The following is a 13,676-nucleotide window of genomic DNA, read 5'->3' as shown; positions in this document are numbered from 1 at the left end:
GCATGACGGAGTTCGGGCTGGACCGCGTGCTGCCGCCGGAGGACACCAGCTACGGCTACCTCCTGCGCCTCTCGCGCCCCCGGTTCTGGCTTTACCTCGCCGGCCCCGTCGTCGTCGCCGTCGCGTTCGCGGCGGACAGCGTGGCCGAACTGTTCAGCCCACTCTCGCTCGTACTGTTCGCGTACTTCGCCGTCCCGGCGAACGTCTACCTCTACGGCATCAACGACATCTTCGACCGGGAGGTAGACGCCGAGAACCCCAAGAAGGACGACAAGGAGGTTCGCTACGACGGCTCGCGGCTCACGGTGGCGGCCGTCGCCGTCACCGGCCTCGCCGGCCTCGCGTTCGTCCCGTACTTCCTCTGGGTCGGCCAGCCGGCGGCGGCCGTCGTGATGGTCGCGTACCTGTTCCTCGCGACGGAGTACTCGGCCCCGCCGCTCCGGTTCAAGACGGTGCCGTTCTTCGACTCCATCTCGAACGGGCTCTACATCCTGCCGGGCGTGCTGGCGTGGACGGCCATCGAGGGGACGCTCCCCCCGCTCGGCGCCATCGCCGGCGGGTGGCTCTGGACGATGGGGATGCACACCTTCAGCGCCATCCCGGACATCGAACCGGACCGGGCCGCCGGCATCCGGACGACGGCGACCGAACTCGGCGAGTTCAACACGTTCCTCTACTGCGCGATGGCGTGGCTGCTGGCCGCGGCGGCGTTCGTCACCGTCCACCCGTTCTTCACGGTGGTCCTGTTGCTCTATCCCCTGCTCGTCTTCGGCATCGTCTTCGCGGACGTGGACCCGGACGAGGCGTACTGGTGGTACCCGCTCATCAACACGCTCACGGGGATGGTCATCACGCTCGCGGGGCTGTGGGTGCTCGTGTATGGATAGGACGCTCTCGGTGCCGAACTGGTCGTTCCCGGAGAGCCGCGCGGAGGTGGAACGGGCGCTCGACACGCTCGTCCTCGAGAACCGGTTCACCATCGCCGTCGTGTTCCCCGCCGTCGGCGCGCTGATGCTGCTGGCCTCGGCCGAGGCGCTGCTCGGCCCGCTGAACTTCAACCCGTACCTCGTGCTGTTCGGGACCATCGTGATGCGCCTCCCGCTGGTCGCGGGCGTGGCGCCGCTCACGGACCGCCGGGCGGCCATCGCACTCGGACTGCTGACGTGCTACGCGTTCGGTATCGAACTGCTCGGGGTGACGACCGGGTGGCCGTACGGCTCCTTCGAGTACGGCGTCGAACTCGGACCGATGCTGTTCGGGAAGGTGCCGCTCGGCCTGCCCGTGTTCTTCTTCCCCCTCGTCCTCAACAGCTACCTGCTGGTCTCGCTCCTGCTGGGCGACCGGGCCGCGAGCACCCCGCTCAGGCTGGGCGCGACCATCGGGACCGTCCTCGCGATGGACCTCGTCCTCGACCCCGGCGCGGTGGCACTCGGCTTCTGGCAGTACGACCTCGCCGGCGTCGCGGTGACGTACTACGAGGTGCCGTGGACGAACTACGCGGGCTGGGTGCTCTCGGCCACGGTGGCCGTCCTCGCGTTCGACCTCGGCTTCGACAGGGCCGGCCTGCGTCGCCGCCTCGAGGAGACCCCGTTCATGCTCGACGACCTCGTCTCGTTCGTCATCCTCTGGGGGGTCGTCAACGCCTACTTCGGGCAGTGGGTCCCCGTCGCCATCGCCGCGGCACTGGGCGCCGGGTTGCTCTACACGGACCGCTTCGACTTCGACGTGCGGAGCGCGGTCCGGCCGCTCGGCCGGTAGCCCCACCGCCCGGCGTCGTCACTCGTGGTCGGTAGAAGCGGGACGGAGGACGCGAACGGCGACTGTCAGGGGTGCCCTCGCGCGTCACGTGCGCGCAAGTTGACGCCGATTCGAGTCGTCTCTCCGTCCCCGTATCGTAGGACTCACCCTCGGGTGATGAACGGGTCACCCGACTAGTCAGGTATCGCTCTCCGGGTCGAAGAAGCCGTCCACCAGTTTCCGCTGGGCAGCCCGGAGGTGCTGGTGGAACGTCGACCGCGAGACGCCCATCGCGGCGGCGAGTTCGTCGCCCGAGGCGCGACGGGTGGGCGCGAAGTAGCCGCCGACGTGGGCGAGTCTGAGCGCGGTCAACTGCCGGTCGGTGAGCCGCGACTCCAGTTCCTCGCGGAACTCCGGGCGCGTCCGCGTCGGGCGGTCGCGTTCGCGCGTGGCGAGGAGTTCCACCGGGCCGAAGCGTCCCCGCAACGACTCGACCACCGACCGCGTCTCGGCACCGACCGGGAGCGAGAGCGTGAGCGTCACCCCGTCGGCGTCGGCCGCCGCGGTCCGGAGCTCGGCCCCCCGGTCCGCGATGGCCGAGACGAGCGACTCGGTGCCGACGACGAACTCCAGCAGCGGGTCCGGGTCACCGGTGACGGCTCGACAGCCTTCCACGGCGGATTCGCGGGCCGCCTCGGCCGTCACCGTGGCCGCGTCCGCCCCCGCCACGGTGTAGAACGTGCGGACGTGGTCGTCGCCGAAGACCGCCCCCTCGTAGGTGAGCGTCGCTTCCAGTCGCGCCGCGAGGGCCGCGGGGAACGACTCGGGCAGCCGCAACTCCAGTTCGGTGACGGCGTCGCTCCCGAGCAGTCGCCGCCCCTCGATGGCGTGGATCGCCGTCGCGGCCGCCCGCCCCAGCACCCGGAAGACCGCCCGGTCGTGCTGGCCGAAGGTGGTCCCCGCGCCCCCGTGGACACAGCAGACGCCGTAGGTCGTCCCCCGGTACTGGAGGGGGACGGCGGCCACCGGCTCCTCGTCGCCGTCGGCCGTGCGCCCCGTCCCGAAGACGAGCTCCCCCGTCCCGTGGGCGCGGGCGACCAGCGTGTCGCCGTCGAGCGACACGGTCGGCGGGTCCTCGACGCCCACGCTCGCGCCGGGTTCGAGGCGACCGCTCCCGAGGTCGGGCGTCGCCACCCACGCCCCGCGGTAGGCGCCGCTCCCGGCGAGACGCTCCGTGAGCGCCCGCTCGACCGCCCGTCTGCTGGAGGCCTCCATCAGCCCCGCCGTCACGTCACCGAGCAACCCGTTCACCCGGTCGAGCAGCGCCTCCAGGTCCGCACGCTCGCGCTCCACCTCGGCCTCGGCCTCGCGCCGGGCGGTAACGTCCATCTGGAAGCCGACGAAGTGCGTGACCGCACCGGCCTCGTCCTCCACCGGTGCGAGTTCGACGCGGTTCCAGAACGGGCTGCCGTCCTTCCGGTAGTTCCGCAACTCGACGACCCGCGGTTCGGCCCGATCGAGCGCCTCCCGGAACCGGGTGACCGAGAGCGGGTCCGTCCCCTCACCCTGGAGGAACCGGCAGTTCCGCCCGAGCACCTCGGACGCGGTGTACCCCGTCATCGTCTCGAACCCGTCGTTGACGTAGACGAGGGGGTAGTCCTCGAGGCGGGCGTCGGCGATGGTCACGCCCACCGGCGCGGCGTCGATCGCGCGCCGCTTCACCGCCGCCGAGAGTTCGGCGTGGGGACCCAGCGAGACGCCGCCGTCCGTCTCGAGTGCCCCCACGAGCGCGTCGACCCGCTCGGCGAGCGTGCGCTCCGTCTCCGGGAGTCCTTCGAGTACGGGACAGGTGGCGGCCGTCTCGAACCCCGCCACCTCCTCGGGCGTGCAGTCGTGACAGACCACGTAGTCGAACCCCTCGTCCAGTCGTTCGAGTGCCGCTCGCGGCCGGCGTACCTTGACCACGTCGAGCGTCCGTCTCCCCGAGTCCACGGCGCAGTCGGCGTCTCGTCCGACCACGAGGACTCGGGCGTCTCTCATGGTAGAATCGACGGCCGCCGGACGGATAACTGTTGGTACGCGGAGGGCAGAAACCGCCGACTCGGCGGGTGTCGAGCGAGTGACCCGGCCGACGAATGGCGGAGCGGACGGGTGGGTGAGAGGAGGCTCAGCGCGCGACGAGCGGTTCGCCGGGACCGGGTTCGCGACGCGTCTCGGCCGTCGTCGGCACCGCGGAGACGCGGGCGAACACGGCCTCGGGGTCTCGATGCCAACGCCAGTAGGCCCACGTCTTGGCGACGAGGAGCGCCTTCCGGAGGGGCGACAGCTCCGGGGTCCGGGTGAGCGTGTCGCCGTCGAGTCGGCGGACGAGGCGGTGGTGGTCCGCGTAGAGGACCGCGGCCGTGAGCACGGGGAGCTGGCAGTCCTCGGGGAGGTACTTGATGCCGGCGACGCCCTCCCGATAGAGGGACTCCGCGCGCCGGAGTTCGTGTTCGACGGCCCCGGCGAACGCCTCGTCGTACTCACGGCGCCGAATCTGTGCCTCGGTGACGCCGTACGTCTCGAGCGTCTCGCGGGGGAGGTAGATGCGGTCGCGTTCGACGATGTCCTCGCCCACGTCGCGGACGAAGTTCGTCAACTGGAAGGCTTCGCCGAGGCGCTGGGCGTGGGACATCGCGGCCTCTGGCTCGTCGGGTTCCATCACGTACGTCATCATCACGCCGACGGCGGAGGCCGACCCGCGCATGTAGGTCTCCAGCTCCTCGTAGGTCTCGTAGCGGGCCTTCTCGATGTCGGTGAGCATCGCCTCCACGAACACCTCGACCTCCCGGTCGGGGATGCCGTAGCGCTCTCGGAGTTCGGAGAAGGCGGCCAGCACCTCGGCGTCGGGGACGCTGCCGTCGGGCTCGCGGCCGAGGGCGGCCTCCCGGATCGCCTCCAGACGGCGGCGCTGCTCGGCGGGGGAGGTGTCCGCCTCCACGTCGTCGACCACCTCGTCGGCGACCCTGAAGAACGCGTAGAGGACGTACGTCGCGTGCCGCACCCGCTCGGGGAGCAGACGGGTCGCGTAGTAGAACGTGCGACCCGTCTTCCGGTGTATCTCCTTGCTCTCGGCGAGCTGAGAACTGTCTACCATTCGCTGGTTGACAGTACTCTCGCACGACTCTTAGGTGTTTGTACCGCGAGAGCCAATCCCTGCTGTCGGGGGCATCGTGTAATAAGTGTACCGATACGCTCTGCCGGGGTCGAGCCGCGGAGTCGCTCCGCCCACCCCGACAGCCGGGGAGTACCGGCGAAACACGCACCGGCGCGCGCTCCCGTGCCACCGGAACCACCGGCCGGTTTTAAGAGCCTCCCCCGTGTCCCGTCGTACCATGACGACCTTCCTGGTCGGTACGGATAGCGTGGCGACGAGCGAACGACTGGTCGAGTATCTCGAGGGGCGCGCCACCGACGACGACTCCATCTACGTGGTGAACTCCCTCCGCGGCGGCGACGGCACCTCCGACGAGGACGTCCTCGAGGGCCGCGACGCCATCGACGCGGTCGAGGAGGCGCTCCCGAACGTGGACCCACACCAGCTCGTCCGCGGCAACAGCCCGCAGGAGGACATGCTCGAGTTCGCCGAGAAGAACGACGTGGACGAACTGATCATCGGTATCCGCAAGCGCTCGCCGACGGGGAAACTGATGTTCGGCTCCACCGCGCAGGACCTGCTCCTCACGACCGAGATGCCGGTCGTCTGTGTGCCGCTGACCGAGGGCAAGTAGGCCGCCTCTCGGCGGTAGGGTTTTCTCCCGGCACCGTGTGGCTCCGGACATGAGCCGCACCAGACTCACCACCGCGAGCGAGCACCTGCGAGAGGCCGCCGAGGCAAGCGACGACACCGCCGCCGAGCGTCTCCGGGGGTTCGCCGACCGCCTCGACCGGATGGCCGAGGCCGACCGCGACCCGGACCACGGCAAACTGGCGTCGGTCCTCCTGAAACTCGACGAGATCGCCGCGGGGCTGGACGAGGAACAGGCCGCGAGGGTCCAGTCCGCACGCGAGGAGATAACGGCGTTCCGCGAGACCGTCCCGGGCGTCTGAGGCTAGTCGTCGCCGGCGGCCGCCTCCGCCTCGGCCGCGAGCACCTTCTCCGTGAGGATGGGGACGAACGTCCCGATGTCGGTGACCATCCCGACCGCCTGCGCGCTGCCGCGGTCCAGCAACTGCGTCACCGTCGCGGGGTTGATGTCGACACAGACCACCTTCGTCGTCGACGGGAGACAGTTACCGACGGCGACCGAGTGCAGCAGCGTCGAGAGCATCAACACGAGGTCGGCCTCGTGGGCCTGCTCGCGGATGGCGTTCTGCGCCTCGACGGCGTCGGTGATGGTGTCCGGTAGCGGGCCGTCGTCGCGGATGGACCCGGCGAGGACGAACGGCCGGTCGTTCCGTACGCACTCGTACATCACGCCGGAGTCGATGGTTCCCGACTCGACGGCCGCCTCGATGCCGCCCTCCCGGATGATCTCGCTGATGGTGTAGATGTGGTGCTTGTGGCCCTTTCGCGGGTGGTCGAGGCTCTCGGTGTCCATCCCGAGCGAGGTGCCGTAGAGGTCGTGTTCGAGGTCGTGGACGGCGAAGCCGTTGCCCGCCGAGAGCATCGTCACGTACCCCTCGCGGACGAGTTCGGCGAGGGCTCCCCGCGCCCCCGAGTGGATGAGCGCCGGGCCACAGACGGCGAGGACGTCGCCGCCGGCCTCCCGGGTCTCGACGATGGCGTCGGCGATCTGCGCGATGGTCGACTCGGACGGACGCTCGGCGGAGACCCCGCCCTGCATGAAACCGAACGCCCCGCCCTTGTCGCGGGGGCGTTCGGGTGGCCGGACCCTGATGCCCGCCTCGCCCGTGACGACGAGGTCACCGGCCTCGATGGCGTTCAGCACCTTCGTGTACGCCCGGACCGGGTCGCCGTTGCCGTCGCGCTCCACGACGACGGCACAGTCCATCTCGACGTCCTCCACCGCGATCCACTCGCCGTCCACGCGGACGTCCGTCGGGTGGTTCGTCGTGGAGTAGAACCCCTGTGGGACCACCTGGTCGCGGGGCGCGGGGTCGAGGTCGACGTCCTGCGGGTCGACCGGGTTCGCGCCGTTCTGGTGGAGTTCGTGGACGATGCTCTGGAGTTCCTCGGGCGTGTCGGCACTGACAGTCATCCGGGCGTAGGAGGTGGAGGTCTTGGTCCGGCCGACGTCGAACTCCTCGACGTCGAACGACCCACCCATGTCCATGACGATGCCGAACGCGGCCTGCATCATCCCGGAGTCGATGATGTGGCCCTCGAGTTCGACCACGCGAGAGACGGTCATACTCACGGCGACGCGGGGGGCGCTCTTGTGGGTTGTGGGTCCGAGGCCGGCGGGCCCGCCCCCGACTCAGAGTGCGTCCTCGACCCGTCGCTCGACGGCCCACTCGCCGTGCTCGCCGAGTCGCTCGAAGAAGGCCCGCAACCCCGCCGACTCCGTCTCCGGGAGGACGTGGAGTCGCACCCGGCCGTCGCGCACGCTCACGCGGAACGTGTCGTGGGTGGTGTCGTCGTGGACGAGGTAGAGCGGCATCGGCAGGTCGAACCAGTCCCCCCAGCGGTACGCCCCGGCCGAGAGCACCGACTCGACCACGTCCGCCAGCGCCTCGTCGCCCCGGTCGGTCGCCGGCGAGAGTGAGAACACCGTCCCGCCGACGTACTCGACGCCGCCGTCGCGCGGGTAGGTCCGGCTCGGCCGTTCGGGGATGTGGAACTGGCCGCCGGCACCGTCGCCCCCGGTGCCACCCGAGGCTGGCGACTGGGCGGCCTCCGCCTCGGCGTCGCGGAGGTCGGCGGCGGTCACGAACCCCGGTTCCTCGTCGTTCATACGGACTGTGGCCGGGGTTTGGTCGTCATCACGCATAAACTCGCGGCCGGGGGCCGCCGACGGCCCTGCCTACAGGTCCACCGGACAGCCCCGTATCTCCCCACCGCGCATCCCTTCGGCCAGCCAGTGGGTCGAGAGGACGAGTGCCACCACCGCGAGCAACGCGAACTCGAGGCCGTCGAGGGGGAGCAACAGCGCCGCCGAGGAGACGCCGAAGATGGAGAGGATGGCGAGCAGGATGGGCACGCCACAGGCCGCACAGCCGGCACCGAGCGTCGCGAGGAGGACCGCGGCGAGACTCGCCCCCCCGGACTCCACGCTGACGGCGTGTTCCCGGAAGTGGTAGACGGCCATCGCGACGTTCACGCCGACGAGCGCGGCGACGAACACGAGGAGGGTCCCCTGGAACGGGTCGTAGGCGCTCCCGACGAAGGGGTAGAGCCCCCGGAGGATGCGCAGGCGTCCGTCCAGCGTGAGGTCGCCGGTGAGGGCGAACCCGGCCAGCGGGAGGTTCAGCGAGGTGACGAACAGCGTCAGGCCGGCGACCGCCGCGACGAGGGCGACGACGGCGTAGGTGGGGATACCGAGGACGAGGCGCGCCGTCCGACCCATCAGCCGCCAGTCGTCGCTCCCGGTCGGGAGGTCGGGGAGCCGCCGGCGGAGACCACTCGTCTGTGCCATCAGAACCCCATCGCCGCGGCGAACACGTCGTAGCCCTGCGGTCCCGAGACACGTGTCTGGAACTCGCCGTCGCGGAACAGGTAGAAGATGGGCGTCTGGCTCCCCGCGCCGGCGGCCTGCGCTGCCTCGATGTCGGCCTGCACGGCTGCGTCGTGGCGCTCGTTCCGGGCGTCGTCCACGACGGCCGCGGCGTCGACGCTCGTCTCGCTGGCGAGGAACGCCTCCGTCTCCTCGAGGACGTTGTCCGTGGTGAACGTCCCCTGTTCCGCGAAGTAGTGGTCCTTCAGCGCCCAGAACGCGTCGGCGTCGGCCGCGAACGTCGACTCGAGCGCCTGCGACGCCGGCTTCCCCCACGGGTAGATGACCGGGTAGCCGCGGTAGACGAACGCCGCGTCCCCCGTGTCGACGAGGTTCGACCGGAGGTCGGGGAGCGTGTTCTCCTCGAACCGCCGGCAGAGCGTACAGGAGGGGTCCTCGAACGCGACGACGACGCCGGCCGCCTCGTCGACCGGCGGCCCGAGGCGTGGCTGGGCGTCGAGGTCCCGTGCCGCAGGGTGGGTCGCCAGCGTCTCGGCGGCCTCGGGCGTCGGCGTCCCGGCCGTGGTCCCGTCGCTGCCGTCCCCGCCACCGCTCCCGTCGCCACCCCCGTTCGGTCCGCTCGTACACCCGGCGAGTACCGCCAAGGTGCCCGCGCCGGCCGCGAGGAACGCACGCCGTGTGTCCATACCGTCAGGACGACACGTCGGGGTAAAGCCGTTGTCCGGAATCGTTCTAGAATCGCGCGACCAGTCGAGCGGCCCGCACGCCACCGGTACGACGCCCGTCCGACGCGGCTGGAGGGTTTAAGCCCGCCCGGACGCTGGCCGGTCTCAATGTTCGCCCGTCCGAACCCACAGATGGGGACGCAGCGAGACGTGCTCCCCCAGCGTGCCGCCGCACTCGGTATCGACGTCCTACTACTCGGCATCCTCGTCGCTGCCGCCGGGTTCGTCCTCGGGGCGGGGCTACCGCTCGTCGCCGTCGCCGCCGTCGTCGCCTTCGGTTACCTCACCTACTTCGAGGGGACCTACGGCCAGACGGTCGGCAAGCGACTGATGAACGTCGTCGTCGTCAACCACCGCGGCTACCCCTGTAGCTACCGGGCGGCCGCCGTCCGAACGCTCGTGGGCGTCGTCGACGCGCTCCCGTCGTTCTTCGTCGTCGGCCTCGCGTCCATCCTGCTGACCGACGGCGGCCAGCGCATCGGTGACCTCGCGGCGGAGACGGTCGTCGTGCGGTCGACGGAGCGCGGCGCTCGTATGTAGTCCCACTTCTCACTGGTCGGGTGCGCTCGCTGCGCTCGGGGCGGGTGAAACGGCTCGCTTCGCTCGCCGTACGCTGGCCACGCCCGCTCCGCGGCGATACAGCCCGGCTCCGGTGCAGTCCCCAGAACCTGATAGAGACGGGGTGCCGGATAGCGAGGCTCGCCGACCGTCTTCCTTCTAGTGAGTGGCCTTAACATACTCTGGATGTATTACATGAAGGCGAGGTCCGATGAGCCGACTATCCCGCGGCAAACTGAATCGGTACGACTGCAAGGCTTGTGGAGGGACGTTTCTCGTGAGTGAACAGGAGCGCCCCGTGTGCTGTCCGATCTGCCGGATGAACCGATTCGACCTCCGAGGGTGAGGCGACGGGCGGTCGTCGCAACGCACCCGGCCCTGCAGGACCGACGACCGCAACGGCCGACTCGCGTCCGCTATCCAGCAGGGTCTCCGATCCCTACTCGGTCCCCGTCGGGAACGGTACGACCGATACGGAGCGTGGGTTCGGCGTTCGGCAGAGGGACGCCGCACGACGGTCTCGGCACGCCGCATCCAGTGGACTCACGCAGCTCTCGTTACGGACGTGTCGTCCGAGTGGTTCGCTCGAAGGGGGGACCGAACGGACCCAAGCTATACTGCCTTCACCGCTGAACACTCGTCTATGGGTGACTCCAGACTAACCCACTACGAGGTCAGTGCATCGCGTGTCAGTCCGCAGCGGACCCAGGTGACGACCGAGGACGGAGAGTTCGTCGTCGGACACGACGTGAATCCCGTCGAGTATCTCCTCGGCTCCGTCCTGGCCTGTCTCAACTCGACCGGGACGATGGTCGCCCGCGACATGGATATCGACATCGAGTCTCTCGAGGCGACGATCGAGGGAGACGTGAACTACGCGACGTATCTGGGCAAGGAGACCGAGGACCGTCCAGGGCTCCAGGGAGTAGATGTGACTCTCTCGGTCGAGACAGCGGGCGACGCCGACCTCGACGCCTGGCTCTCGGCCGTCGAGGAGCGGTGTCCGGTCAGCGACAACATCACGGGCGAGACCGGACTCAGCGTCACGCTCGACTGAGCCGATAGAGAGCTGCCTTTGGCGAGCCGGATGGAGGCGGGTTGACCCCCCGTTCGGCGCTACCCGTGAGGGATACGCGCTCTCTATCCAGCGCGGTCCCGACAAACTGCCCGACACCGAGGGATTTCGACCGGGTCGAGGGTCTCTCTCGCGGCCGGCTTCGACGAGACGACGGAGGAGAGTGACTCGTCCTTCTCGCTGTCTCCTGCCGGCGAGAGAGTGATGCTGTCTCCGTGAGCGGTCGGCGGGATGGTGAGCGACAGGGGAATCCGGTGTGGTCGGGCTCGAACAGTCACCCGCCGCGAGCAGGGTAGGACCGAGGGTCCCGCTTGCAGACGGCGGCTCCGCCGTCCTCGGAGATCTCCGGCCTCCGACGGGCTGCGGAGGACGCGGCGCGTCTTCCGAACGCCGTCGACGAAGCGAGTGGCGCCGTTCGAATCCGAGGGGTGGTTCGCGCCTGCGGCGCGAACCCGACGAGAAAAGTGTGGTGCGTCCTAGCTGGTATCCGGCGTCGTCTGGATGTTCAGCGACTTCCGGATGATCTGGTTGAACCCCATCGAGCAGACGAAGTACCAGACGATCCACGCCTCCAGCGGTCCGATGACCTGCGTCCGCCAGCCCTGGTCGGGCTTGAGCCCCTGCACGCCGTCGGGGACGGCGTTGAGTTCGCCGATGAGGGGCATCGTGATCTGTGCCGGGGTGACCGCCTGCTCCGGCGAGAGGATCATCCAGTACATCCAGAGGAAGACCGGGATGGTCAGCAGCATGATCCAGACCATCGGGCGGAACTGCTCCTTGAACATCCCGAGGTTCTCGCCCATCGCCTCCATCTGCTCCTCCTGGATGCGGTCGAGCTCGGCCTCGTCGCCGGACTCCTGCGCCTCCTTCCGGCGGTTCTGCAGGTCCTTCATCTTCTGCTGGTAGTAGGCCATCTTCTCCGTGTTCATCAGGTTCGACTGGAGGAGCGTCGAGTAGAGCCCGGTGAACAGTGCCAGCACCAGGATGACCACGTAGAACGGGAGCGCCGCGTCGAGGAACCCCAGTCCGACGTCCATCACGTTCCCGATGGCGTTGCGGACCGGGGTGATGGAGTAGCCCGCGAACAGGCCCACCGCACCCAGCGCCGCCGCCTTGTCGTACGTCGACCACGAGGAGTCGTCCTCGGGTGGTTCGAGGTCCGTGGCCCCGGACCCACTGGGACGGTCCTTCCAGACGGCGGCGTCCAGCGCCTCGCGGACCCCCGCGGGGTCGCGGACCACGTACTCGTCGCCGTCCTCGACGAGGAGGCCACGCTCGATGACCCGGCCCCACTCCCCCGAGTCCACCTCGTCGGAGACGTCAGCGAAGGAGACGGCGCCGTCCTCGGCCCGGTCGAGCACGTGGCGCAGCACCTCCTCCATCCGCCCGTCGGAGCCGACGAGTGACTCCACCTTCTCGGCTGTCTGTGCCATTACGCTACGTTAAGCCAGCACCGCTAATCAACCTTTTACTCCGCGGCCGGCAGAATCGTGGGTCCCGCGGGTGGGTCGGCGGGACCAGAGCGCCCTCAGTCGTCGCCCGGCGAGACGTCCACGTCCTCGCTGCGCTCGACCGTGGTCGGCTCGATGTCGATGTCCGTCCCGCGGCTGACCCAGCGGCCGATGTTCTCGGAGACGTAGTCGCGGCCCCCGAGACCGACACTCAGCCCGATGGCCAGCGCGAGGCCGACCGCCAGCCCGATGGCCAGCGCCGTCGCGAACGTGTTGAGTATCTGCACGTCCACGCCCATCGTTCCGAGGCCGATGACGGTGACGACGAAGTAGAGGAACAGGCGGATGGAGTTGGCGAACAGGTCGGTGTAGGCGGTGTCGGTCAGCGACTCCGTGTTGGCGACGACGTCACCGAAGAAGTCCGCCAGTACGAACCCGAGGACGATGATGAGTGCCCCTGCGACGAACGCGGGCAGGTACGACACCGCGTCGGCGATCCACGCCGACAGCAGGTCGATGGCGAGCGTGTCCGCCGCCGCGAGGATGGCCAGCGCGTAGACGAAGTACGCGCCGACCTTCCCCAGCGACCGCGAGACGGCCTTCTCCGTCCCGCCGAGCGCGCCGCCGAGGGGCGTCTTCAACACCTGTCGGTCGATCTCGAGCCGGTCGACCACGCGGCTGATGACCCCACCGAGCACCCGGCCGACGACGTAGCCGATGAGCAGGACGAGTATCGCCCCGGCGACCCGCGGCGCGATGGCGACGATGTCGCTTATCAGCTGTTCCGTGAACGGTCCCAGTCCGGTCTGTAGCAGTCCTGGTTGCATCGCAGGAGAGAGGTGGGCGTCAACTCGGATGGTTATTCCACGATTAATATACATGGACTCGTCGAGAGCGTCCAGCGGCGTTACAGGCCCTCCATTCCGGTCACACGACGGTCCGGTTCGCGGTACCGACGGCCCCCACTCGCGCAGTTCTCGTCGGCCGCCTCGGTGAGAGGAATGGTCGGGTGACCGACGCGGGCCACGCCAGCCACTTTCGGCCGACAGGTCCAGCCGTTGGACCAACTCACCCGTCGGGGCCGTCCCTGACGACCCCCTCGAACCCGCCGGTCAGGACGGTCTCGCCCGCGCGGGTGCAGTCGAACGTCGCCTCCACGTGCCGCCGCTCTCGCGCCTCGTCGCGCTCGACGCGCGTGAACGTCACCGCACACTGGACGGTCTCACCGGTCCAGACCGGGCGGCGGAACTCGAACTCCATCCGCGAGGCGAGCACGTCGTAGGCCCCGCCCACCTTCGTCGGGAGCGTCGCCGTCAACAGGCCGTGGACGAGCAGTCGCCCCTCCGCGTCCGGCTCGAGGTGGTGCTCGCCGCGGTCCTCGGACACCTCGACGAACCGCTCGACGTCCGCGTGGTCGAACGTCCGCTCGAACGTCACGGTCCGCCCCTCCTCGAGTGGTGTATCGCTCGGGTCGGTCATACGGCCGCTCCTCGGGCGGCAGGCAAGTGCGTGA

15 protein-coding genes are annotated in these 13,676 nt (G+C 69.4%); 6 read left to right on the top strand and 9 right to left on the bottom strand.

Annotated elements, in window-relative coordinates:
- Nucleotides 1-2 precede the first annotated feature (2 nt).
- Both N0B31_RS09235 and cruF read left to right on the top strand, forming a co-directional pair.
- Nucleotides 3-887 (top strand): prenyltransferase, encoded by an 885-nt coding sequence (locus tag N0B31_RS09235; protein WP_260643974.1) that lies wholly within the window; start codon nt 3-5, stop codon nt 885-887.
- The gene (gene cruF / locus N0B31_RS09230) at nt 880-1,758 is read left to right on the top strand and encodes a bisanhydrobacterioruberin hydratase (RefSeq protein ID WP_260643574.1); all 879 of its coding nucleotides are present in this window, start codon (nt 880-882) and stop codon (nt 1,756-1,758) included. The genes N0B31_RS09235 and cruF overlap by 8 nt, the downstream gene beginning before the upstream one ends.
- A 177-nt stretch (nt 1,759-1,935) precedes the next feature.
- Here cruF and N0B31_RS09225 read toward each other — a convergent pair whose 3' ends face one another.
- Both N0B31_RS09225 and N0B31_RS09220 read right to left on the bottom strand, forming a co-directional pair.
- Nucleotides 1,936-3,777, bottom strand: coding sequence for a bacterio-opsin activator domain-containing protein (locus N0B31_RS09225; RefSeq protein WP_260643573.1), 1,842 nt, complete (start codon nt 3,775-3,777; stop codon nt 1,936-1,938).
- A 127-nt stretch (nt 3,778-3,904) separates the two neighbouring features.
- Nucleotides 3,905-4,873, bottom strand: coding sequence for a phytoene/squalene synthase family protein (locus N0B31_RS09220; protein ID WP_260643572.1), 969 nt, complete (start codon nt 4,871-4,873; stop codon nt 3,905-3,907).
- 238 nt (nt 4,874-5,111) lie between these two features.
- Between N0B31_RS09220 and N0B31_RS09215 the strand changes: the two genes are divergently transcribed.
- Nucleotides 5,112-5,507: a universal stress protein gene (locus N0B31_RS09215; protein WP_260643571.1), complete on the top strand. Its 396-nt coding sequence runs from the start codon at nt 5,112-5,114 to the stop codon at nt 5,505-5,507.
- Between the two features lie 49 nt (nt 5,508-5,556).
- Nucleotides 5,557-5,826 (top strand): DUF7553 family protein, encoded by a 270-nt coding sequence (locus N0B31_RS09210; RefSeq protein WP_260643570.1) that lies wholly within the window; start codon nt 5,557-5,559, stop codon nt 5,824-5,826.
- Nucleotides 5,827-5,828: 2 nt separating this feature from the next.
- Here N0B31_RS09210 and N0B31_RS09205 read toward each other — a convergent pair whose 3' ends face one another.
- The 4 genes from N0B31_RS09205 to N0B31_RS09190 all read right to left on the bottom strand — a co-directional run bounded on the left by N0B31_RS09205 (nt 5,829) and on the right by N0B31_RS09190 (nt 9,040).
- Complete coding sequence (locus N0B31_RS09205; RefSeq protein ID WP_260643569.1) at nt 5,829-7,091, bottom strand: ornithine cyclodeaminase, nickel-pincer nucleotide-dependent; 1,263 nt, start codon at nt 7,089-7,091, stop codon at nt 5,829-5,831.
- Between the two features lie 66 nt (nt 7,092-7,157).
- Nucleotides 7,158-7,634, bottom strand: coding sequence for a hypothetical protein (locus tag N0B31_RS09200; protein WP_260643568.1), 477 nt, complete (start codon nt 7,632-7,634; stop codon nt 7,158-7,160).
- A 69-nt stretch (nt 7,635-7,703) separates the two neighbouring features.
- Entirely contained in the window at nt 7,704-8,315 is a 612-nt protein-coding gene (locus tag N0B31_RS09195) for a hypothetical protein (protein ID WP_260643567.1), read from the bottom strand.
- On the bottom strand, nt 8,315-9,040 hold the full coding sequence (locus N0B31_RS09190) for a DsbA family protein (RefSeq protein WP_260643566.1): 726 nt from the start codon (nt 9,038-9,040) through the stop codon (nt 8,315-8,317). Before N0B31_RS09190 ends, N0B31_RS09195 begins: the two co-directional genes overlap by 1 nt.
- Before the next feature lie 147 nt (nt 9,041-9,187).
- Between N0B31_RS09190 and N0B31_RS09185 the strand changes: the two genes are divergently transcribed.
- Together N0B31_RS09185 and N0B31_RS09180 are read left to right on the top strand one after the other, a co-directional pair.
- Nucleotides 9,188-9,619: an RDD family protein gene (locus tag N0B31_RS09185; protein WP_260643565.1), complete on the top strand. Its 432-nt coding sequence runs from the start codon at nt 9,188-9,190 to the stop codon at nt 9,617-9,619.
- A 661-nt stretch (nt 9,620-10,280) separates the two neighbouring features.
- Nucleotides 10,281-10,694, top strand: a complete 414-nt coding sequence (locus N0B31_RS09180) for an OsmC family protein (protein WP_260643564.1) — start codon at nt 10,281-10,283, stop codon at nt 10,692-10,694.
- A 494-nt stretch (nt 10,695-11,188) separates the two neighbouring features.
- On the opposite strand, the gene N0B31_RS09175 is transcribed toward N0B31_RS09180, so the two are convergent.
- From N0B31_RS09175 to N0B31_RS09165, 3 genes are all read right to left on the bottom strand, one after another.
- A complete protein-coding gene (locus N0B31_RS09175) occupies nt 11,189-12,145 on the bottom strand; it encodes a DUF106 domain-containing protein (protein WP_260643563.1) in 957 nt (318 codons plus the stop codon).
- Nucleotides 12,146-12,240: 95 nt separating this feature from the next.
- Complete coding sequence (locus N0B31_RS09170) at nt 12,241-12,990, bottom strand: mechanosensitive ion channel family protein (protein WP_260643562.1); 750 nt, start codon at nt 12,988-12,990, stop codon at nt 12,241-12,243.
- Between the two features lie 241 nt (nt 12,991-13,231).
- Nucleotides 13,232-13,642, bottom strand: a complete 411-nt coding sequence (locus tag N0B31_RS09165) for a hotdog family protein (RefSeq protein WP_260643561.1) — start codon at nt 13,640-13,642, stop codon at nt 13,232-13,234.
- Nucleotides 13,643-13,676 lie beyond the last annotated feature (34 nt).

The sequence above is a fragment of the Salinirubellus salinus genome (genome assembly GCF_025231485.1).
GTDB lineage: Archaea > Halobacteriota > Halobacteria > Halobacteriales > Haloarculaceae > Salinirubellus > Salinirubellus salinus.
Note: the sequence above shows the minus strand (reverse complement) of the source record. Positions and strands in the feature narration are given on the sequence as shown.